Source organism: Methylobacterium sp. J-092, assembly GCF_022829325.1.
Classification (GTDB): domain Bacteria; phylum Pseudomonadota; class Alphaproteobacteria; order Rhizobiales; family Beijerinckiaceae; genus Methylobacterium.
This window is the reverse complement of sequence record NZ_JAKSXU010000132.1, coordinates 1-21,432: the sequence shown is the minus strand read 5'-3', so window position 1 is coordinate 21,432 and position 21,432 is coordinate 1. Positions and strand designations below refer to the sequence as shown.

Genomic DNA, 21,432 nt, shown 5'->3' with positions numbered 1-21,432 from the left:
GCCCTGACCGGAAGCGGGCCGGGCGGTGTCCACGGCGGACGCGCGTGCCCGCCATCGCCCGCCGCAGCCTTGTCGCGCGCGGACCGATGCTGCAAAGCGTGCCCGTCCGCACGACCCGAGCCAGCCCATGCACGACATCCGCGCCATCCGGGACAACCCGGAAGCCTTCGACCGCGACCTTTCCCGTCGCGGCCTCAGCCCGCTCTCGGCCGAGCTGATTGCGCTGGACGACGCCCGCAAGGCGGCCGTGTCGGCGGCGCAGGAGAACCAGGAGCGCCGCAACGCGCGGGCCAAGGAAATCGGCGCCGCCAAGAAGGCGAAGGACGAAGCCCGCGCCGCCGCGCTGATGGACGAGGTCGCCGGCCTCAAGGAGGCCGCACCTGCTCTGGAGACGGCGCAGTCCGAGGCCGCCAAGGCCCTCGACGACCGGCTCGCCGCGATCCCGAACCGGCCCAGGGCCGACGTGCCCGAGGGCGCCGACGAGCACGGCAACGTCGAATACCGGCGCTTCGCGTCCGCGCGTGAAAAGCTTACCGAGGGCCGCCAGCATTTCGAGCTCGGCGAGGCCTTGGGCCTGATGGATTTCGAGACCGCGACCAAGATCTCCGGCTCCCGCTTCGTCGTGCTCAAGGGCCAGATCGCCCGGCTGGAGCGGGCGCTCGGGCAGTTCATGCTCGATCTTCACACGCAGGAGCACGGCTATCTCGAGGTCGCGCCGCCGATCCTGGTGCGCGACGAGGCGATGTTCGGCACGGCGCAGCTGCCGAAGTTTCGCGATGACCAGTTCGCCGTTAACGACGGTTCGACCATTGAAGACATTCGTCGCAGCGTTGGCTCGATCATTGCCGTCGCGGGCCATCAACGCGAAGCAACCGACTTCATTTCGGGCGGAGTTCAGGATTGGCTTGACCAGAGTTCGCGCTGGCTCATCCCCACAGCCGAAGTCCCGCTCACCAACCTCGTCCGCGAATCCATCCTAGCGGAAGACGAGTTGCCGCTCCGCTTCACGGCCCTGACCCCCTGCTTCCGTGCGGAGGCCGGGGCGGCCGGGCGCGACACCCGCGGGATGCTGCGGCAGCACCAGTTCAACAAGGTCGAGCTGGTCTCGATCACCGCGCCGGAGAAGTCGGCGGACGAGCACGAGCGCATGCTGGCCTGCGCCGAGACGGTCTTGAAGAAGCTCGACCTGCCGTTCCGCACGATGACCCTGTGCACCGGCGACATGGGCTTCGCCAGCCAGAAGACCTACGACATCGAGGTCTGGATGCCGGGCCAGAAGACCTTCCGCGAGATCTCGTCCTGCTCGGTCTGCGGCGATTTTCAGGCGCGACGGATGAATGCCCGGTACCGTAAGGACGGCAAGCCCGCCTTCGTGCATACCCTGAACGGCTCGGGCGTCGCGGTCGGCCGTGCGCTGATCGCGGTGATGGAGAACTACCAGAACCCGGACGGCAGCGTCACGATCCCGTCCGTGCTCGCGCCCTACATGGGCGGCCTCAACCGGATCGAAGGACCACGCCCGTAATGCGCATTCTCGTCACCAACGACGACGGCATCCACGCGCCGGGCCTGGAGACGCTGGAGGGCATCGCCCGGACGCTCTCCGACGACGTCTGGGTGGTGGCGCCCGAGACCGACCAATCCGGCGTCTCGCACTCGCTGTCGCTGAACGACCCCCTGCGCCTGCGCCACATCGCGGAGAAGCGCTTCGCGGTAAAGGGCACGCCCTCCGATTGCGTCATCCTCGGCGTGCGCCATATCCTGGCCGACCACGGCCCGGATCTCGTGCTGTCGGGCGTCAACCGCGGCCAGAACGTCGCCGAGGACGTGACCTATTCCGGCACCATCGCCGCCGCGATGGAGGGCACGATCCTCAACGTGCGCTCGATCGCGATGTCGCAGGCCTACGGGATCGGCGGCCGCGGCAACCTGAAATGGCAATGCGCTGCCCATCACGGGCCGATCGTGGTGAAGAAGATCCTCGAGACCGGGATCGAGCCGGGCATCGTGATCAACGTCAACTTCCCCGATTGCGAGCCGGAGGAGGTCGCCGGCATCGCCGTGGCGGCGCAGGGGCAGCGCAACCAGGCGCTGCTCGCCATCGACGCGCGCACCGACGGGCGCGGCAATCCGTATTTCTGGCTCGCCTTCGCCAAGGCCCGGTTCGAGCCGGGCAACGGCTCCGACCTGAAGGCGATCGCCGAGAAGCGCATCTCGGTGACGCCGCTGCGCCTCGACCTCACCGACGAGCCGACGCTGACGCGCTTCGCCCAGGCCTTCGCGGAGTAGGCGGATCCCGCAGCCGCGGCGGTTCTGAATTCCGGGCTCGCCTGCGGCGCTCCGCAACGACGGGGCCGAAAGCGGACATCCTCTCGGGGGCGACCGCATCCCGAACCGGAGACTCGCCCGATGAGCCTCGTCCTGATCCCCGGATACATGGCCGATGCCAGCCTGTGGGACGACATGGCCGAGGCGCTGGCGCCCGCAGGCCCGATCCACCATGCGAGCCTCGCCCACGACGACACGATCCCGGCGATGGCGCAGCGGCTGCTCGCCGAGGCGCCGGCGCGCTTCGTGCTCGTCGGGTTCTCGATGGGCGGCTACGTCGCCCGCGAGACGGCGCGGCTCGCGCCGGAGCGGGTGCGGGGGCTGGTGCTGATCGCGACCTCGTCGCGATCCGACTCGCGCAAGCAGGCGGTCGCCAAGCGCCTCGCCATCGAGGGCGTCGAGGCCGGCCACTTCGGCGGCCTGAGCCGGGCGGCGGCGGCCGCCTCGGTGCATCCGGACCGGGCCGGGGAAGCGGCCCTGATCGAGCGCATCCGTGCGATGGGGCAGCGCCTCGGGCGCGAGGCCTTCCTGCGCCAATCCCGGCTCGAGCGGGTCGGCGACGCGGATCGGCTCGGTGCGCTCGGCTGCCCGACGCTGGTGATCGCGGCGGGCCGGGACCGCCTGCGCAGCATCGCGGAATCGGAGGAGCTGCGCGACGGCATCCCCGGCGCGACGATGGCGGTGGTCGCGGATGCCGGCCACATGCTGCCGCTCGAGGCGCCGGACGCGCTGGCGGCGCTCATCCTCGCCTGGATCGGCGACCTGCCGCCATGACCGGAAGCGACGAGGACGCGATCGACGACCAGGCCGGCGCGAGCTTGAGCGGCCATGCCGGCCTCGGCGGGGCGATCGAGAACGCCGCCTTCGTGCTGGCCCTGCGCGGGCGCGGCACCCGCGACACGGCGGTGCTGCGGGCGATGGAGCAGGTGCCGCGCGCCGCGTTCGCCCCCGCCGCGTATCGCCACCTCGCCCGGCGCGACCTTTCCCTGCCGCTGCCCTGCGGCGCGGCGATGACCGCACCGAGCACGGTGGCGACGATGCTGACGCTGCTGAAGGTCGAGCCCGGAATGCGGATCCTCGAGATCGGCACCGGGTCCGGCTACGTCACGGCGCTGCTGCTGCAACTCGGCGCCGGCGCGGTGACGAGCCTGGAGCGCTACGCGACGCTGGCTGGGCAGGCGAGCGCGAACCTCGCAGGGCGCGCCCGCGTGCTCCAGGGCGACGGCCTCGCCGACACCGCGGGGGGCGGCTACGACCGCATCCTGGTCCACGGCGCGGTCGCGGAGCCGCCCGCATCCTGGGCCGTGGCGCTGAAGCCCGGCGGCCGCCTCGTCGCCGGATCGGAGGGCGGGCTGATGGCGGCCACGCATGGCGGGCAGGGCCTCGTCGTCGAGCCGGGACCGCGCCTGCGCCTCGCGCCGCTGGTGCCCGGACGAGCCGCCGCGCTTTAACCAATCGCGCTCGCCGCTCCGCCTGCGGTAAGCATTCCTAAGCAGCGATCCCGAGAGCGAAATGGTGCTCGCGCGGCCGTGAACGTGGTGAACGGGAACGGTTGTTTAACCTGAATCCGGCTTTCATGGGCTCATCAAGTTGCGTCAGGCAAACGGGTGCGTCGATGCGGGTTCGCGGGACTGGTCGGAGGATGAAGACGCTGTCGCGCTTCGCTCTCATCGGAGTTATCGGCAGCGGTGCCGCCGCCTGCTCGTCGGACGCATCGCGTCTCGACAGCCCCTTCACCAACCCGTTCGCGTCGAACATGGCGAGCGAGCCGGCGGCGACGGGCAGCCTGCCGGACATGCCGTCGGCGCCGCCGATCCGCACCGGCCGGATCCAGTCCGAGGCGCTCGGCGCGCCGACGGCGATCTCGCCCCGGCCCGGCCCGGTGGCGGCCCGCGTGCCGACCCAGCCGATGGCGCAGACCACCCGCGTCGCCTCCACCGGCACGCCCGGCTGGAACGCGCAAGGGGGCACCACCATCACCGTCGCCCCGAACGACAGCCTCAACCAGATGTCGACCCGCTTCGGCGTGCCGGCCTCGGCGATCCTGTCGGCCAACGGCCTGACCAGCGCCGGCCAGGTGACGCCCGGCCGCCAGCTGATCATCCCGGTCTACAGCGCCTCGGGCATGAACCCGGCAGCCGCCCCGATGACGGCGCGGGCCGTTCCCGCCGCCCCCTCGGAGCGGATCAAGGCCGCCGAGGCCAAGCGCCAGGACGACACGAAGGCGGAGGCCAAGCGCAAGGAGGCGGCCAAGGAAGCCGCCAAGGAAGCCGCCAAGGAGGCCCAGAAGGAGGCCGAGGCCAGGAAGCTCGCCGACAAGCGCGCCGAGGAGAAGGCCCGCAAGGACGTCGCCGCCAAGGAGGCCGACGCCAAGAAGCATCACGTGCGCCCCGGCCAGGTCGCCAAGGCCGATACGAAGCCCGACACCAAGGCCGAGGCGACGCGCAAGGTTGAGGCGGAGGCCAAGCAGGCCAAGGTCGACGCCGCCAAGGCCGACGCCGCCAAGGACGCGGCGAAGAAGGTCGCCGAGGCGAAGGCCGCCAAGGCCGCTTCGGAGAAGGCGGCCTCGGAGAAGGTCGCGGCCGAGAAGGTCGCCGCCGCCAAGCCGGAGCCGGTCAAGACCGCCGCCGTGGCGAAGGTCGAGCCCGCCAGCACCGGCTCGGTCGCCGCCGCGGCCCCCAGCGCCCCGGCCGCGCCGGACCAGACCTTCCGCTGGCCCGCCAAGGGCCGGGTGATCTCCGGCTACGGCTCCTCGGGCAACGAAGGCATCAACATCGCGGTGCCCGAGGGCACCGCGGTGAAGGCCGCCGAGGACGGCACTGTCGCCTATGCCGGCTCGGACGTGAAGGGCTACGGCAAGCTCGTGCTGGTGCGGCACTCGAACGGGTACGTGTCGGCCTACGCCCACAACGGCGAGCTCGACGTGAAGCCCGGCGAGAAGGTAAAGCGCGGCCAGACGATCGCCAAGTCGGGCGCGTCGGGCAACGTCACCTCGCCCCAGCTGCACTTCGAGATCCGCAAGAGCGGCGCGCCGATCGACCCGATGTCGCAGCTCGCCAGCAACTGAGCGATTTCCCGAGACCCACGATCGAGGGCGGTCCGCGAGGGCCGCCCTTTCGCGTTTCGGCGCGTCGTCAGGTGCCGGGCGTGCGCAGCGTCCCGTCGGGGCTGTGCTGGTCGACCGCCGCGGGCAGCACCTTCGCCAGGACCGCGAGGACCTGGTCGGTCGGGATCCCGAGCTTGTCGGCGATCTGCCGGACCTGCTCGTTGTCCAGGACCTTGCGCAGATCCTCGGTGGTGATCGGCGCGTTCGGGCCGCGGCCGAGCCAGGAATTCACCTGCGCGGCGTAGCCCGAATTCTGGAGCTGGTTCAGCAGCCCCTGAAGCCCGCCCGGCAGCACCCGCTCGACGATGCCGGGAAGGGCCTCGACGGCGGCCTGGCCCAGGCTGCCGCCGAGCGCTGACTTGAGGGTATCGAACAGGCTCATCGCTGGGTTCCTCGCCGTGATCCGCGCTTCACTCTAGCCGCCGGCCGGCGTCAGGCCACCTGCGTCGAGAATTGCCGCTGCGGCGCGAGCGTCCCGTCCCGGCTCTGGCGGTCGACCGCACCGGGCAGGAACTCGGCGAGCGCCGTCGGCACGCGCGCTTCCGGGATGCCGAGGTCGGCGGCGAAGCGCGTCAGCGCCTCGGGCGAGAGCAGGGCGGCGTAGGCGCCCGCGGGGAGGGCGACGTTCGCGTTGGATCCGAGCCACGAGGCGACGTCCGAGCCGTGGCCCGCCGCGCGCAGGGCATCGAGGAAGGCCGGCAGGCCGCCGGGATAGATCTTGGCGAAGGACATCGGCAAGCCGTCGCCGCCGATCGCGTCGATGCGGGCTTCCGCGCGGGCGAGCGCGGATCGGATCGCGTCGAAGAGTCCCATGATGTCAGCCCCGTCCCGCCTGCTCGTCCGCCGGGAGGCGGATCGCTCGAGGTGCAAGCTCGGGCGTAGCGGACGCAAGGCAAGCGCCTGCGGCGTCGAGAAATGCGCCTGCGGCGTCGACAACGCGCCCGCAACCGATCGGCCGACGGGATTTCGATCAGTCGAGGGTCCGGCCGAGCCGCCCGGCCAGATCCTGGATGAACTGGAAGGCGGTGCGGCCGGAACGCGAGCCGCGGGTGGTCGCCCATTCCAGCGCCTCGGCCCGGAGCGCGTCGGGCTCGACCGGGAGGGCGTGGCGCTCGGCATAGGCGCGGATCATCGCCAGGTACTCGTCCTGGCTGCACTTGTGGAACCCGAGCCACAGGCCGAACCGGTCCGAGAGCGAGACCTTCTCCTCCACCGCCTCGCCGGGGTTGATCGCGGTGGAGCGCTCGTTCTCCACCATCTCGCGGGCGAGCAGGTGCCGGCGGTTCGAGGTGGCGTAGAACAGCACGTTACCCGGCCGTCCCTCGATGCCGCCGTCGAGCGCCGTCTTCAGCGACTTGTACGAAGTGTCGTCGCCATCGAACGAGAGGTCGTCGCAGAACACCACCCAGCGATGCGGGTCGGAGCGGAGCGTCGCCATCAGGTCGGGCAGCGCCTCGATGTCCTCGCGGTGGATCTCCACGAGCTTCATCGGCAGGGCGCCGGCCGCGCGGCGCGCGTTGATCTCGGCATGCACCGCCTTCACGAGCGACGACTTGCCCATGCCGCGCGCCCCCCAGAGCAGCGCGTTGTTGGCCGGCAGCCCGCGCGCGAAGCGCTCGGTATTCTCGGCCAGGGTGTCGCGCGCCCGGTCGATGCCGGTGAGCAGGCCCATCTCGACGCGGTTGACGGTGCGCACCGGGATCAGCCGGCGCTCGGGCCCCCACAGGAAGGCGTCGGCGGAGGTGATGTCCGTCACCGGTCGCGCGGGCGGGGCGGCCCGCTCCAGCGCCGTGGCGATGCGCTCCAGCAGCGGCATCAGGGTCTCGAGGGTGGTCGCTTGCGTCATGGCGGATCGGTTCGGATGGCTCTTCGAGGACCGCACGGGCCTACGCGCGCTCGGCACGACTCGCAACACGAGCTGCGACACGGCCTGCAACGTCCGGAGCCCGCTCGCGTTGGTCGGCGCATCGCAACGCCGGAGACCCGCCTTGATCTTCCCCGCCACCACCGCCCTCTTCGCCGCCCTGTTCGCCTTGATCTACATCGGCCTGTCCGGCTGGGTGGTGGGGGCCCGGGTCAGCGGCAACGTCCTCGTCGGGGATGGCGGCCGGGACGGATTGCAGCGTCGCATCCGCTCGCACGGCAACTTCTCGGAATACGTGCCGCTGACGCTCGGCCTGATCGCCCTGCTCGAAGCGGGCGGGACCCGGCATTGGATCGTGCTGACGCTGCTCTGGCTGCTCCTGATCGCGCGCCTGCTGCATCCGGTCGGCATGTTCGCGCCGGTCAACTCGCCGCGCCAGTTCGCCTGCCGCGGCGGCGGCATCCTCGTCACCCTGCTCGTCATGACGGTGGCGGCGGTGCTGCTCCTCGTCCGGGCGATGTGAGGGGGTCGCGCCGCCCGGCGTTGCTTTCGGAACGCCCCTGGCTATAGTCCGCGCGCTTTCAGACAGGCCCGGCGACGCTTCCGACAGGCGCGCACGGGCCCGACGTCACATGAGGAGACGCGCTTGATCACCCCCGCCTTCGCGCAAGGGGCCGGCACTGCTGCCGGCGGAGCCGAGATCGCCTTGCAGGTGGTTCCCTTCGTCCTCATCTTCGTGATCATGTATTTCCTGATCCTGCGGCCGCAGCAGAAGCGGGTCAAGGAGCATCAGGCCCTGGTCAAGAACGTCCGCCGCGACGACACGATCGTCACCAACGGCGGCCTCGTCGGCCGGGTGGTGAAGGTGCTGGACGACGCCACCGAGATCGAGGTGGAGATCGCGCCGAACGTCCGGGTCAAGGTGGTGCGCACCATGATCTCCGAGGTCCGCGTCAAGGGTGGGCCGGTCAAGGCCGCCTAGGGCGCTCTCCGCCGAAGTCGGGGCCGGTTCGGCCCGAGAGCGCGTGGGACGGCAAGAGCCCGGAACCGGTTCCCATCGCGACGCGATCGGGAACGGCTCCGGACCCGCCGGATCAGGATGCCGGGGCAAGCCCTCGGCAGGACTGCAGAAAACAGAGTCGGCGGATGCTGCGCTTTTCCCGTACCAAAATCGTCGTGACGCTCGTCGCGATCCTGATCGGCCTCAGCCTCGCGGTGCCGAGCTTCTTCTCGCCCGAGCAGCGCAAGGGCTTCATGGCCGCGCTGCCGGGCTGGTTCCCCGCCTGGATCGTGCCGACCCGCGCGATCGTGCTCGGACTCGACCTGCAGGGCGGCTCGCAGCTCCTGCTGGAGGTCGACCAGACCGAGCTCGTCGCCTCCCAGGCCAAGGCCCTGCGCGACGAGGTCCGCGGCGTCCTCCAGCGTGAGAGTGTGCGGGCCGACGGCGGCATCGGCATCCTCCAGCGCGGCGTCCAGGTCCGCGTCGCGGACGCGGCCGCCCGCGCCAAGGTGATGCCCAAGCTGCAGGAGCTGGCGCAGCCGATCTCGAACCCGCTCGTCGGCCAGACCGGCGGGCGGACGCTCGACATCACCGAGCAGCCCGACGGCCTGATCCGCCTCGTGCTCACCGATGCCGGCATCAACGAGCGCACGCGGCGCGCCGTGATGCAGGGTATCGAGGTCATCCGCCGCCGCCTTGACTCGACCGGGACGCTGGAGCCGTCGATCCAGCAGCAGGGCGCCGACCGCATCCTGATCCAGGTCCCCGGCCTGCAGGACCCGGAGCGCCTCGAGGCGCTCCTGGGCAAGACCGCCAAGCTCGAGTTCCGGATGATCTCCGACAATCCGGCCGGCGACGTCGACATGCTGCCCTCGCGCGACGAGCGCGGCGCCAAGGTGGCGGTGGAGCGCCGGGTGATGGCCGACGGCGGCGACCTGACCGACGCGCAGCCGGCCTTCGACCAGCAGACCCACGAGCCGATGGTGAGCTTCAAGTTCAACCTCAAGGGCGCCCAGCGCTTCGGCCAGGCAACCTCGGAGAACGTCGGCCGCCGCATGGCGATCGTGCTCGACAACGAGGTGGTCTCGGCCCCGGTGATCCGCACCGCGATCACCGGCGGCTCCGGTCAGATCACCGGGAACTTCTCGGTGCAGCAGGCCAACGACCTGTCGATCCTGCTGCGGGCCGGCGCGCTGCCGGCGAAGTTCACCGTGGTCGAGCGCCGCGTCGTCGGGCCGGGGCTGGGCAGCGACTCGATCCGCGCTGGCAAGATCGCCACCGGCGTCGCCGGGCTCCTCGTCGTCGGCTTCATGTTCCTGACCTACGGCACCTTCGGCTTCATCGCGAACATCGCCCTCATCGTCCACGTCGGGCTCATCCTCGGCCTGATGTCGGTGCTGGAAGCCACCATGACGCTGCCCGGCATCGCCGGCATCGTGCTCACCATCGGCACGGCGGTGGATTCCAACGTGCTGATCTACGAGCGCATGCGCGAGGAGCACCGCGCCGGGCGCTCCCTGGTCTCGGCGCTGCAGGCGGGCTTCGACCGGGCCTTCGCCACCATCATCGACTCGAACTCGACCATGGCGATCGCCGCGCTGATCCTGTTCTTCCTCGGCTCCGGCCCGGTGAAGGGTTTCGCGGTCGTGTTCATCCTCGGCATCCTCACCACCGTCATCACCGCGGTGACGCTGACGCGGATGATGATCGCCGTGTGGTACAAGTCCTTCCGGCCCAAAGCCCTTCCGTTCTGAACGTCGCCCGTTTCGGGAGGCCGCTTCCCGATCGCAAGGTCCCAAAAGAATGCGCCTGCTTCGCCTCTGGCCCGACGAGTCGCACTTCGACTTCATGCGCTTCCGCCGCCTGAGCTTCCCGCTCTCGGCGATCCTGTCGGTCGTGACCGTGGTGCTGTTCCTCACCGTCGGCCTGAACTACGGCATCGACTTCAAGGGCGGCACGCTGGTCGAGCTGCAGGCGAAGTCGGGCACCGCCGACGTCGGCGAAATCCGCCACACGGCCGCCGGCTTCGGCTTCGGCGAGCCCGAAGTGCAGGAACTCGGCAACCAGGGCACCGTGCTGGTGCGCCTGCCGCTCCAGCCCGGCGAGCAGGGCCAGACGGCGGTGATGAACAAGGCGCACGGCGCCTTCGACAAGGATTACGAGTTCCGCCGCACCGAGACCGTCGGCCCCCGCGTCTCGGGCGAGCTGGTGCAGTCGGGCACGCTCGGCGTCGTGCTCTCGGTCGTCGCGGTGCTGCTCTACCTGTGGTTCCGCTTCGAGCGCGAGCTGGCGCTCGGCGCCATCGTCGGCACGCTCCACGACATCGTGCTGACCATGGGCGTGTTCATCGTCACCCGGATCGAGTTCAACATGACCTCGATCGCGGCGATCCTCACCATCGTCGGCTACTCGCTGAACGAGACCGTAGTGGTGTTCGACCGGACCCGCGAGCTGATGCGCCGGTACAAGACGATTCCCACCGACGAGCTGCTCAACCTGTCGATCAACTCGACGATGTCGCGCACCGTGATGACCTCGATCTCGGCCTTCCTGTCGCTGCTGGCGCTGGTGCTGTTCGGCGGCGAGGCGATCCGCGGGTTCGCGGTGGTGATGCTCTGCGGCGTGGTGATCTGCACCTACTCGGCGATCTTCGTCTCGACGCCGGCGCTGATCTATCTCGGGCTGATGCTCTCGGGCACCAAGGCCCAGGCCGCCCGCGGGCGGCTGCCGCAGGCCGCGGAGTAGGGCCGAGAGACGGGGGACGCACAGCGCATGGCCGAGCTCGACGGCTTCCTGCCCGGGCGCCACCTGATCGACGCCTACGGCAACGGCGGCTTCCGCTTCGGCGAGATGTCGCACCGCGGCTCGATCCTGGCGCTGCCGTCGGGCATCCGCGCCTGGGCCACGACCGAGGGGAGGGCGATCGACCGCACCGCGTTGCGCCCGGTCCAGGCGGAATCGGCGGAGATCGAGCTGCTGCTCGTCGGCACGGGCCTCGACATCGTGCCGCTGCCACCCGATCTTCGGGCATGGCTCAAGGACAACCGGATCGGTCTCGACGTGATGCAGACGGGCGCGGCGGCGCGCACGTACAACATCCTGGTGGCGGAGAACCGCAAGGTGGCGGCGGCCCTGATCGCGGTCGCGTGAGCGCAGAGCCGGGGCAGGGGGACAGCCAAGCAGAGGGTAAAGGCGGCCTCGCCTTCGCCTTCCGCCACTGCGAGGACCTCGTCCGCGCGGGCGACCCCGACCGCTACTTCGCCACGCTGTTCGCGCCGCAGGCCTTCCGCCCGCACCTGTTCGCGCTCTACGCCTTCAGCCTGACGGTCGCGCGGGTGCGCGAGGCCGCCTCGAACCCGATGGCCGGCGAGATCCGCCTGCAATGGTGGCGCGACGCGCTCCAGGGCGAGGCCCGCGGCGACGTGAAGGCCAATCCCGTCGCCGCCGCGCTCCTCGACGTGATCGTCGCGCGCCGCCTCGGGCGCCAGCCCTTCGTCGATCTGATCGACGCCCGCGTCTTCGACCTCTACGACGACCCGATGCCCCGGCTGAACGACCTGGAAGGCTATTGCGGCGAGACCGCCTCGGCCCTGTTCCGGCTGGCGAGCCTGATCCTGTGCGACGGCACCGAGCCGGGCGGGGCGGCCGCCGCCGGTCATGCCGGCGTCGCCTACGGCATCACCGGCCTGCTGCGGGCGATGCCATGGCACGCGCGGGCGGGCCAGGTCTACCTGCCGGCCGACGTGTTCCGCAGCCACGGCGTCACCCGCGAGGACATCGTCACCGGCCGCGGCGGCCCGGGCCTGCGCGGCGCCTGCGCGGACCTGCGCGCCGACGCCCGCCGGCACCTGGCCGCCTACGCCGCGGCGAAGGACACGATCGCGCCGGCCGCGCGCGCCGCCTTCCTGCCGCTCGCCCTGGTCGACGGCTACCTCGCCGCGATGGAGCGCCCGGGCTACGACCCGCTCAACACTCCGATCGAGACCGCCCGCTGGCGCCGCCTGTGGCGGCTGTGGCGCGGGTCGCGGGGCGCGGAGTAGGGGGCCGGTCTTCCCTCCCCCCTTAAGCGGGGGAGGGACGCGCGAGCGATGTAACCCGCCCGCACGCGACGCGCGTTGGCGCCCGCGCCGTCCTCGTCTACGCTCGCCTCCGAGACGCTCCAGGGAAGAGACCAGACCCTCATGGCCGACAGCTACGACGTGCTCATCATCGGCGCCGGCCCCGGCGGCTACGTCACCGCGATCCGTGCGGCGCAGCTCGGGTTCAAGACCGCGGTGGTGGACCGGGAGCACCTCGGCGGCATCTGCCTGAACTGGGGCTGCATCCCGACCAAGGCGCTGCTGCGCTCGGCCGAGATCTACCACTACATGCAGCACGCCTCCGATTACGGGCTCTCCGCCAAGGAGGTCTCGTTCGACACGGGCGCGATCGTGAAGCGCTCGCGCGGCGTCTCGTCGAAGCTGAACGGCGGCGTCGGCCACCTCCTGAAGAAGAACAAGGTCGACGTGATCTGGGGCGAGGCCACGGTCGACAGCGTCGCCAAGGGCAACGGCACGGGGCAGGTGACGGTCAAGGAGACCGCCCGCGCGCCGGCGCCGAAGGGCGCGCTCGCGGCCGGCACGTATTCGGCCAAGCACATCATCGTCGCCACCGGCGCGCGCCCGCGCGCGATCCCCGGCATCGAGCCCGACAAGAAGCTGATCTGGACCTACTACGAGGCGATGGTGCCGGAGACGATGCCGAAGTCGCTCCTGGTGATGGGCTCGGGCGCGATCGGCATCGAGTTCGCCTCGTTCTACCGCACCATGGGCGCCGAGGTGACGGTGGTGGAGCTGCTGCCGCAGATCCTGCCGGTGGAGGACCCGGAGATCGCCGCCATCGCCCGCAAGCGCTTCGAGAAGCAGGGCATCAAGATCCTGACCGGCGCCAAGGTGACCAAGGTCGAGAAGGGCGCGAATTCGGTCACGGCGACGATCGAGGCCGCCGACGGCAAGGTGCAGAGGCTGACGGCGGAGAAGCTGATCTCGGCGGTGGGCGTCGTCGGCAACATCGAGGGGATCGGGCTCGAGGCGCTCGGGGTGAAGATCGAGCGCGGCATCGTCGTCACCGACGGGCTCGGCCGCACCAACGTGCCCGGCCTCTACGCCATCGGCGACGTCGCCGGCCCGCCGATGCTCGCCCACAAGGCCGAGCACGAGGGCGTGATCTGCATCGAGACGATCAAGGGCCTGCCCACCCACCCGATGGACAAGGCAAAAATCCCCGGCTGCACCTACTGCCAGCCGCAGATCGCCTCCGTCGGCCTCACCGAGGCGAAGGCCAAGGAGCAGGGCTTTGCGATCAAGGTCGGCCGCTTCCCCTTCGCCGGCAACGGCAAGGCGATCGCGCTCGGCGAGCCGGACGGGCTGATCAAGACGGTGTTCGACGCCAACACCGGCCAGCTGCTCGGCGCCCACATGGTCGGCGCCGAGGTGACCGAGCTGATCCAGGGCTACGTCGTCGCCATGAACCTCGAGACCACCGAGGAAGACCTGATGCACACGGTCTTCCCGCACCCGACGCTATCCGAGATGATGCACGAGAGCGTGCTGGATGCTTATGGGAAGGTGATTCATACTTAGCCTAGAAACCATCATCCCTACAACAATTTTGAGGCTTTCGAGCTAGCGTGGGAACATGCTTTGAGCATTAACCCTACGCTTTCCATTGCATGATTTTCGAGCCTGTGTATGACAAGTTGGGGACCGAAATTGTGTGGTCTACGTGAGCGTTCGAAGATCAGGAGACGCTTCGAAATCGCCCTCGATCGCGGCCCCGCACTGCGATGAGTCCGACATAAGGCGGATCCTCAAATGATATCGACCACAGAAAAAGGTGATTCCTTTAGGGACACCGTTGCGAACTTGCTTGATTCTGCTGGTTTCAGAGCTGTTTCAGAGGTCCGTCGGCAATTTAAGAAAGTCGATATTGAAGCTATCTGGAACGATCGCCTCGACGGTCCGACATTGCTGCTGATTGAAGCAAAAAATTACGAGAAAAATCTCGACAAAGAAGATTGTATGAAATTTATTATCGAATATGAGACCTTGCTGGAATCAAAAAAAGATCGCCGCGCCTGGCTGGTATCTAAGAGTGACATAAGCCCAGATGGCCGCGCCTTAATCGATGCTCGACATGGCCTAAAATGCTTTACGTACCATGAAATGCAACGGTGGATCTTTGATCTCACGGATTATACCCATGAGCTGATTGGTGAGTTTGATCAGGAAAGAATTGAAACATATTTTATTCCACCTAAAACTTCTGACGGTGAAGATTTAGATGGACTAGTCGATAAGTGGCTTCATTCAGAAGTTGGCCAACCCCTAGCAATTACCGGAAGCTATGGAATTGGTAAAACTACATTTGCGAAACATCTGTCTGCAAGGCTAGGCAAGAAATCCATATCTGACGTTACGGCTCGCGTTCCGATTCTAATCCCATGAGGCGAAGTATACAATGAACAATCTATTGAGGGCTTAATCGGAAAAGTTTTTGCCAGTACGTACCGAGCCCAGAACTATCATTATAAGTTGTTCGAAAAGCTAAATGCGTATGGGCGATTTGTTCTGATATTTGATGGCTTCGATGAAATGAAGCATGGGATGACAGTGAGGGGCTTCGAAAAACAAGTCTCGGATTTTCTAAAACTTGATAAAGCTAACTCTCGTATAATTATTCTAGGACGAGATACAGCCTTTCATTCAGAAGTAGAATTCAGATCCATAATTGAAGGAAAAAAAAGAACGTTAGGAGGGGCTCAGGCTGATGATCTTACACGGCGTGCATTTCGACCCATTGTTATTCAAGGCTTTACGCTGAAGGAAGCGCATCATTACATTTCTAATTACTTTCCTATTGCCGTAGAGAATGCATCGCATAGGTCTGGTAAGTCATTCGATCCGTCTTGGATTGCGGACCGAAAAAAGGAGTTGGTAAGCGGAAGCGTCGATGAACTACTCGACAGGCCGGTTCATGCTCAGATGCTTTGTGAAATTGCAACAGATCAAAATATCAGTCTAGACCATATTTCCCGATTCAAACTATATGACAAGTTTATCCATCACCTTATAAATAGAGAGGTACAGAAAAAGGGCCGATCGCAAAACTTCGATGTTGAGCACAGAAGAGTGTTTAACTCTTCACTTGCCTGGTGGTTATGGGAAAATGGAGGCGCCTCAACCACTACGTTTGCAAATATTCCTGACGACCTTTGCTCGAAGTCCGTCGACAAAGCTCCTCACGATTATGATGAGATTGCTCTACGGCGTGAATTAGTCGCGGGCTGCCTTGTAAGCAAAGGTGGAGATGCAATATATTTTTCGCATCGATCAATACAGGAATTCCTTGTAGCTGAGCATTTGATAACTACAAATTTTTTCTTATCTAACTTTCGGAGCGACGGAAATGAGCGCAATGCTATATTCTTGATTGCAAATTTATTGACTCCGGAAATCGTTGATTTTTTGGTCAGCGGTTTTCTAAACAGAAACGTTTCACAAGAAGACATGAACGATCTTTTCGTTCGCATAACGCAACTCTCCCCAAATGCAGATATATCTCTAATATTTTTGGATTTCTGCACCAAGCTTCTGTGTGCGGCGAGAGTTGGGCTTGATCCTTGGTCAAGCCCCTGGTCGTTCCTCATAGAAAACTTCGTCCGCGTTGGTCGCGCGGAGTTTCGCATACCAAATGGCGATTTAAAAAATGCAACAGAGTTGTTTATCGCTGGAACACGAAGAGATATAAACAAGGCATCAATGGCCATCATGTATTGGGCCAGATGCCTGAGACGCGATATTGGGAATGCTAATAAACTCACGGCCGTTTTATTAGCTTCGATGATATCTCCTGGTGCCCTCGAAGCGGGCCTCAAAGCTATCAATGGTAGACAGGCCGGCACATCTGGTCAGTACGTAGTAGAGTATAGACTGCAGCCATTGCTCTGGCTTTTTCTTAATGTAGTGAAAATTGAATCGCCGCAAGATGGTGAAATACGAGCGAAGCTCGATATAATAAAAATTATCAACTGGTCTCGACTGCAGTGCGGGCTGAAGGTGCCTGACGAAATTCTATCCGGTGTAGTACAAACTTTTAGATCTATAAGTTACTGCTCGCTTTCTGACATTTGTGAATCACTTGCGGACATTAAATATACTGTCGGCGACATATCTACTGTTCGCAGATATTTTACCAACACAGAATTTCAGAAAAGGGTGCGGCCTTCCAACATCCGGGTCGGGGGGATCAACTAGTTACTGAGATATAATTTAAGTTCAAAGCTGTGGAATTTGGCGAAATAAAGCTAACTTAGATTCGCATAATTCACTTTAGTCTCCGCCTAGTCCGTTAGATACTAATTAAATTAATCTGCTCTGCATGGGTCGATTGGAATTGTGTTAATGTCGATGGCCATTGAGATAGATCACCGGAGCTCGACCTAACATGACGCCAACTAGGCTGGGTCCGCAGCACCGGTGGGTGAACTGTCGATAGTCCCTCGCCAGATTCCCGTGCACCGCGGCGCCTTTCACCGCACTCACAATGTGCTGGTCTAAGGCTATAAGTGACGTGAGTGCGTAGCCGGATGGCTTCAAGGCACTACGATCACCTTCGGCGGTTCGCGGAGCCTCCCATGCTCGACGCCACAAAGCTCCTCGCCAACGCCCTCGGCGAGCACCTCGCCCTGGTCTACCGGCGCACCTTCGGCAGCCGGGAGCCGGGCTATGTCGAGGTGATCGAGGAGTCGGCGCGGCTGACGATTGAGCGGATCGTGCAGAGCGATGCGCTGTATCACGACGCCTACCACACCACTCTGGTGACCCTGGTCGCCCAGGACATCCTGCGCGGGCGCTTCGTGGCGCAGGGGGTGTCGCCGCGGGACTGGCTGCACGCGATCCTGGCCGCGCTCTACCACGACATCGGCTACGTCCGCGGCGTCTGCGCCGGCGACACGCGCACCCGGTTCGTGATCGACCGCGCCGGCACCACCGTCGGGCTGCCGCGCGGGGCCTCGGATGCCGGGCTCACGGCGCACCACGTCGAGCGCTCGAAGATCGCGGTGTGGGAGCGCTTTTCCGACCACGAGTTCGTCGACGCGGGCCGGGTGGCCCGCGCCATCGAGCTGACGCGCTTCCCGGTGCCCGACGACGGCGACCACGCCGAGACCGCGACGGAGGCCGGGCTGATGCGCGCGGCCGACCTCATCGGCCAGCTCGGCGATCCGCTCTACCCGCGCAAGCTCAACGCGCTGTTCCACGAGCTGAAGGAGGCGGGCCTGTGCGAGCCGCTCGGCTACGCCGACCCGGCGGATCTGGCCGAGCGCTACCCGAGCTTCTTCTGGGGCAAGGTCGAGCCGGTGATCGGCGACGCGATCCGCGCCCTCGACCTTACCGTGGAAGGCCGGCGCTGGGTCGCCAACCTCTACGCCCACGTCTTCGCGATCGAGCACGACCGCCGGCGGATGGGGCCGCATCCCGGCTCGGGCGAGCCGCCCCCGTCTGCGACCCCTTCCGCGACCCCTTGACCGAACCTTAACCAATCTGGTGTGTTCTCGTTATGTTCTCAAACGAGTCGCACCCCATGCCCGTCGCCTCCGCTCCCGCCCGCCGGGCCGACCTGCCGCCCGCCAGCTGCCCGGTCGAGGACATCGCCCGCGCCTACCTCCTCACCAGCGCGGGCGACGCCGACCTCGCCCTGCGCTGCGTCATCGCCGACGCGCTCTCCGACCTGCTCGAAGCCGACCGCCGGGCGCGCGAGCGCAGCCGGCTGATCTCGCGGGGCTTCGTGCGGGGACGGGACGGGTAGGGGGAGGGAGGACGCGCGGGTGTCAGTCGAACAGGCTCGACACGCTGGCCTCGGTCGCGGTCCGGCCGATGGCTTCGCCGAGCAGCGGGGCGATCGTCGCGACGCGGATGTTGCGGGCGAGCTTGACGGCCTGCGTCGGCTGGATCGAGTCGGTGATCACCAGCTCTTTCATCCGGGAGGCGGCGATGCGCGAGACCGCGCCGCCCGAGAGCACCCCGTGGGTGATGTAGGCCGAGACCTCCTTGGCGCCGGCGTTGAGCAGGGCTTCGGCCGCGTTGACGAGGGTGCCGCCGGAATCGACGATGTCGTCGACGAGGATGCAGGAGCGGCCCTCGACGTCGCCGATGATGTTCATCACCTCGGACTCGCCGGCGCGCTCGCGGCGCTTGTCGACGATGGCCAGCGACGCGTCGATGCGCTTGGCGACCGCGCGGGCGCGGACCACGCCGCCGACGTCGGGCGAGACCACCATGCGGTCGGTGCTCGTCAGCCGCTCCTTGATGTCGCGCACCATCACCGGGGCGGCGAACAGGTTGTCGGTCGGGATGTCGAAGAAGCCCTGGATCTGGCCGGCATGGAGGTCGAGCGTCAGCACCCGGTCGGCGCCGGCCTCGGTGATCAGGTTGCAGACGAGCTTGGCCGAGATCGGGGTGCGGCCGGAGGTGCGCCGGTCCTGCCGGGCGTAGCCGAAATACGGGATCACCGCCGTGATGCGCCGCGCCGAGGACCGGCGCGCGGCGTCGATCATGATCAGCAGCTCCATCAGGTGGTCGTTGGCCGGGTAGGAGGTCGACTGGACGATGAAGACGTCCTCGCCGCGCACGTTCTCCTGGATCTCGACGAAGATCTCCATGTCGGCGAAGCGCCGGACCATGCACTTGGCGAGCGGCAGTTCCAGGTATCCGGCGATCGCCTCCGCCAAGGGCCGGCTGGCATTGCCGGCGATGATCTTGATCGAAGACTTCATGCCTGCGGGCTCAACATTTGGGGTCTCGGGCCGAGACACGTCCTGAAGACCTGGAACGACCGGCCGATCGACAGGCCCGTCGGCATCCGCGTCGATCGGGCTCTTATCAGCGCGGTCGAACCGTCACAATGGCCGGCGCCGCGCCGGCCCGCGCTCTGCACAGCCGGCGCCCTACGGCTCCAGCAGGCGGTGGAGGTGGACGACGAAGTACCGGGTCTGCGCGCTGTCGACGGTGGCCTGGGCCTTGGCGCGCCACGCCGCCTTGGCCGAGGCGTAGTCGGGAAAGATGCCGACGATGTCGAGGCCGGCGAGGTCCTTGAACCGGATGCCCTCGATGTCCTCGAGCTCGCCGCCGAAGACGAGGTGGAGCAGCTGGTCGCTGGCGATCGTCGTGGTCACGGGTCTCTCCTGGTCGCGGCACGCGCGCCCTCAGGCAGGACGCGTGCCGCAGGGCGCGGCATCGCCGGGCGCGTCGCAAACCCCATCGCCGCCGTCAAGCCCGCCCGGCGCGGACCCGCCAAGCGCAGACCTGCCGGGCCGACGCCATCAGTGCCGGGAGGCCTCGCGCTCGGCCTGCGCGATCTCGCGGCCGATCTGGAACAGCAGCCGGTCGGTCATGCCGCGCAGGGCCTCGGACCCGCTCTCGGCGACCGCGGCGTGCAGCGCGATGCAGAGGTCGGCGGCGCGCAGCAGCGGCGCCTCCTGCTCCGGATCCGGCGCGGCCACCACGTAGCCAGCCTCGGCCTTCCGCCCTTCGGTGATGTCGATCAGGATGCCGGTGCTGCGCACGGGCCGGCCATGCGGATCGTGGAAGACCCGCCCGCGGCTCAAGACCCAGCGCGGCTGCCCGGAGAGCATCCCGGCGCGGTACTCCGCCAGCACGAGGCCGCCGACGCGCATCGCGCGCTGCACCTCGGTTGTCATCCACGGCAGGTCGTCGGGGTGGATGCCGGCGACCGCCTCGTCGAACTCGAGTTCGCGCCCGGCCAAAGCGGCGTCGCCCGCCAGGAGCTCGGCGGCCCCCCGGTCGTAGCGCACGCGACGCGTGACCGGGTTCCAGTCCCAGGTGCCGACGACGCCCGACGCCTGGAGGGCGGCATGCAGCTCTTCCGCCGCATGTCCTCTCTCGTCGATGCCGTCGAATTCCATCGGCCTGCCAAAGGTGTCATGAGGATCGGAAACGTCGAGCAACAATTCACATACGGTTTCGACTTCGTCGATACAACCACACGTTAAGAGTCTGGGCGGTCGGGTCCGCCTCCGTCCGTGATAGGAACCGCCCCCCGGCAGCCCGCGGACAAGGCATGTCACAGCACGACGACCTCGCTTGGACGGCGGAAGCGGCCTGCCGCGACGCATGGCCCGCGACCCGTCAAGATCACCTCGACGGATGGCTGCTGCGCGCCTCGGGCGGGCCGACCCGGCGGACGAACTCGCTCAATCCCACCCGCGGGCCGCGCGGGCCCGCCGCCACGGCGATCGCGGCCTGCGAGCGCGAATACGCGGCGCTCGGCCAGCCGTCGATCGTGCGGGTGGTCAGCCTCGCGCCGGAGCTCGACCAACCGCTCGCGGACCGGGGCTACGGCGCGGAAGGCCATGCGCTCACCCTGTTCGCCGCCCTCGACGGGGTGCCGGCCGGGCTCGATCCGGGCGTGCGGCTGATGGCGGCGCCCGACGCCGGCTGGCTCGCGCTCCGCGCCCGGCTTGCCGGCGCGGGCGCGGAGGCCGCCGCGATCTACGCCGCGATGACCGGCCGCATCCGCGGCCCCCGCGCCTTCGCCGCCCTGGAGCGAGCTGGCGAGACCGCCTCGATGGGCTACGCGGTGATCTGCGGATCGCTCGCGGTGATCGAGTCCGTCGCGACGCCGGAGCGGCTGCGCGGGCAGGGCCACGCCCGCCGCACCGTCGGCGCCCTGATGCGCTGGGCCCGCGCCAACGGCGCGACCGGCGCTTGCCTCCAGGTGGTGGCCGTGAACGAAGCCGCCCGCGCGCTCTACGACGGTCTCGGATTTCGCACCGAGCTGCTGCGCTACCACTACCGCCGGCCGGGCTGAGCCCGCGCGATCGCCGGGTCTTTTGTCGTCGGGATCTACGCCTCGAACAGCGAGCCCTGCGCGGCGGTCGGCGCGGGTGCGGCCGGCGCGGCCTTGGCCCGGCGCGGGGCGCGCTTCCGCGCCGGCGGGGCGCCCTCCGGCGCGGGTGCGGCCGCTTCCCCCTCGGTCCTGGCCGCCACGAGCCCGTCGGCGAACTGCAGCGTCACGGGCGTGCCCGCCGGCAATCCGAGGCCGGAGCGCAGCGCCGCGCCCGCGCCGTCGCGGACC

The 21,432-nt window shown here is 67.3% G+C and carries 23 protein-coding genes and 1 pseudogene; 17 read left to right on the top strand and 7 right to left on the bottom strand.

All coding sequences use genetic code 11. From position 1 onward, the window contains the following. The first annotated feature begins 127 nt into the window (after positions 1–127). From serS to MKK60_RS16630, 5 genes are all read left to right on the top strand, one after another. The gene (gene serS / locus MKK60_RS16650) at positions 128–1,525 is read left to right on the top strand and encodes a serine--tRNA ligase (protein WP_243987426.1); all 1,398 of its coding nucleotides are present in this window, start codon (positions 128–130) and stop codon (positions 1,523–1,525) included. Further along, entirely contained in the window at positions 1,525–2,289 is a 765-nt protein-coding gene (gene surE / locus MKK60_RS16645) for a 5'/3'-nucleotidase SurE (RefSeq protein ID WP_147728726.1), read from the top strand. The genes serS and surE overlap by 1 nt, the downstream gene beginning before the upstream one ends. A gap of 120 nt (positions 2,290–2,409) precedes the next feature. Continuing rightward, positions 2,410–3,102, top strand: a complete 693-nt coding sequence (locus tag MKK60_RS16640) for an alpha/beta fold hydrolase (RefSeq protein WP_243987424.1) — start codon at positions 2,410–2,412, stop codon at positions 3,100–3,102. Next, a complete protein-coding gene (locus MKK60_RS16635) occupies positions 3,099–3,779 on the top strand; it encodes a protein-L-isoaspartate O-methyltransferase family protein (protein WP_243987422.1) in 681 nt (226 codons plus the stop codon). The genes MKK60_RS16640 and MKK60_RS16635 overlap by 4 nt, the downstream gene beginning before the upstream one ends. Before the next feature lie 191 nt (positions 3,780–3,970). Next, positions 3,971–5,395, top strand: a complete 1,425-nt coding sequence (locus MKK60_RS16630; protein ID WP_243987420.1) for a peptidoglycan DD-metalloendopeptidase family protein — start codon at positions 3,971–3,973, stop codon at positions 5,393–5,395. 67 nt (positions 5,396–5,462) lie between these two features. Here the strand turns inward: MKK60_RS16630 and MKK60_RS16625 are convergent, their stop codons facing one another. The 3 genes from MKK60_RS16625 to MKK60_RS16615 form a co-directional block, all read right to left on the bottom strand. Continuing rightward, entirely contained in the window at positions 5,463–5,816 is a 354-nt protein-coding gene (locus MKK60_RS16625; protein WP_147727781.1) for a YidB family protein, read from the bottom strand. 50 nt (positions 5,817–5,866) lie between these two features. After that, complete coding sequence (locus tag MKK60_RS16620) at positions 5,867–6,247, bottom strand: YidB family protein (RefSeq protein ID WP_243987419.1); 381 nt, start codon at positions 6,245–6,247, stop codon at positions 5,867–5,869. A gap of 157 nt (positions 6,248–6,404) precedes the next feature. Further along, entirely contained in the window at positions 6,405–7,280 is an 876-nt protein-coding gene (locus MKK60_RS16615) for an ATP-binding protein (protein ID WP_147727779.1), read from the bottom strand. A gap of 142 nt (positions 7,281–7,422) precedes the next feature. On the opposite strand from MKK60_RS16615, the gene MKK60_RS16610 reads away from it, so the two are divergent. The 11 genes from MKK60_RS16610 to MKK60_RS16560 all read left to right on the top strand — a co-directional run bounded on the left by MKK60_RS16610 (position 7,423) and on the right by MKK60_RS16560 (position 18,144). Then, a complete protein-coding gene (locus MKK60_RS16610; protein ID WP_147727778.1) occupies positions 7,423–7,821 on the top strand; it encodes an MAPEG family protein in 399 nt (132 codons plus the stop codon). A gap of 123 nt (positions 7,822–7,944) precedes the next feature. Continuing rightward, positions 7,945–8,280, top strand: coding sequence for a preprotein translocase subunit YajC (gene yajC, locus MKK60_RS16605; protein WP_147727777.1), 336 nt, complete (start codon positions 7,945–7,947; stop codon positions 8,278–8,280). Positions 8,281–8,444: 164 nt separating this feature from the next. After that, entirely contained in the window at positions 8,445–10,052 is a 1,608-nt protein-coding gene (gene secD, locus MKK60_RS16600) for a protein translocase subunit SecD (protein WP_243987417.1), read from the top strand. 49 nt (positions 10,053–10,101) lie between these two features. Continuing rightward, positions 10,102–11,043, top strand: a complete 942-nt coding sequence (gene secF, locus MKK60_RS16595) for a protein translocase subunit SecF (RefSeq protein WP_147727775.1) — start codon at positions 10,102–10,104, stop codon at positions 11,041–11,043. A 27-nt stretch (positions 11,044–11,070) separates the two neighbouring features. Further along, positions 11,071–11,448, top strand: a complete 378-nt coding sequence (locus MKK60_RS16590; protein ID WP_147727774.1) for an Mth938-like domain-containing protein — start codon at positions 11,071–11,073, stop codon at positions 11,446–11,448. Further along, on the top strand, positions 11,445–12,338 hold the full coding sequence (locus tag MKK60_RS16585; RefSeq protein WP_243987415.1) for a phytoene/squalene synthase family protein: 894 nt from the start codon (positions 11,445–11,447) through the stop codon (positions 12,336–12,338). Before MKK60_RS16590 ends, MKK60_RS16585 begins: the two co-directional genes overlap by 4 nt. A gap of 141 nt (positions 12,339–12,479) precedes the next feature. Beyond that, positions 12,480–13,919 (top strand): dihydrolipoyl dehydrogenase, encoded by a 1,440-nt coding sequence (gene lpdA, locus MKK60_RS16580; RefSeq protein ID WP_243987413.1) that lies wholly within the window; start codon positions 12,480–12,482, stop codon positions 13,917–13,919. 231 nt (positions 13,920–14,150) lie between these two features. After that, positions 14,151–14,783, top strand: coding sequence for a restriction endonuclease (locus tag MKK60_RS16575; protein WP_243987411.1), 633 nt, complete (start codon positions 14,151–14,153; stop codon positions 14,781–14,783). An 87-nt stretch (positions 14,784–14,870) separates the two neighbouring features. Next, a complete protein-coding gene (locus MKK60_RS16570; protein WP_243987402.1) occupies positions 14,871–16,592 on the top strand; it encodes an NACHT domain-containing protein in 1,722 nt (573 codons plus the stop codon). Between the two features lie 380 nt (positions 16,593–16,972). Beyond that, positions 16,973–17,863 carry a metal-dependent phosphohydrolase gene (locus MKK60_RS16565; RefSeq protein WP_243987400.1) on the top strand — a complete coding sequence of 297 codons (891 nt, stop codon included), beginning with the start codon at positions 16,973–16,975 and terminating at the stop codon, positions 17,861–17,863. A 56-nt stretch (positions 17,864–17,919) separates the two neighbouring features. Further along, complete coding sequence (locus MKK60_RS16560; protein WP_243987399.1) at positions 17,920–18,144, top strand: hypothetical protein; 225 nt, start codon at positions 17,920–17,922, stop codon at positions 18,142–18,144. A gap of 22 nt (positions 18,145–18,166) precedes the next feature. On the opposite strand, the gene MKK60_RS16555 is transcribed toward MKK60_RS16560, so the two are convergent. The 3 genes from MKK60_RS16555 to MKK60_RS16545 all read right to left on the bottom strand — a co-directional run bounded on the left by MKK60_RS16555 (position 18,167) and on the right by MKK60_RS16545 (position 20,260). Continuing rightward, entirely contained in the window at positions 18,167–19,111 is a 945-nt protein-coding gene (locus MKK60_RS16555; protein WP_147728058.1) for a ribose-phosphate pyrophosphokinase, read from the bottom strand. A gap of 171 nt (positions 19,112–19,282) precedes the next feature. Continuing rightward, positions 19,283–19,510, bottom strand: a complete 228-nt coding sequence (locus MKK60_RS16550) for a DUF4170 domain-containing protein (protein WP_147728057.1) — start codon at positions 19,508–19,510, stop codon at positions 19,283–19,285. 147 nt (positions 19,511–19,657) lie between these two features. Continuing rightward, on the bottom strand, positions 19,658–20,260 hold the full coding sequence (locus MKK60_RS16545; RefSeq protein ID WP_243946626.1) for a PAS domain-containing protein: 603 nt from the start codon (positions 20,258–20,260) through the stop codon (positions 19,658–19,660). Positions 20,261–20,415: 155 nt separating this feature from the next. Between MKK60_RS16545 and MKK60_RS16540 the strand changes: the two genes are divergently transcribed. Beyond that, a complete protein-coding gene (locus MKK60_RS16540; RefSeq protein ID WP_243987391.1) occupies positions 20,416–21,165 on the top strand; it encodes a GNAT family N-acetyltransferase in 750 nt (249 codons plus the stop codon). A 35-nt stretch (positions 21,166–21,200) separates the two neighbouring features. Here the strand turns inward: MKK60_RS16540 and MKK60_RS16535 are convergent. Next, positions 21,201–21,432 (bottom strand): annotated as a pseudogene (locus tag MKK60_RS16535) (exodeoxyribonuclease VII large subunit); the annotation flags it as partial.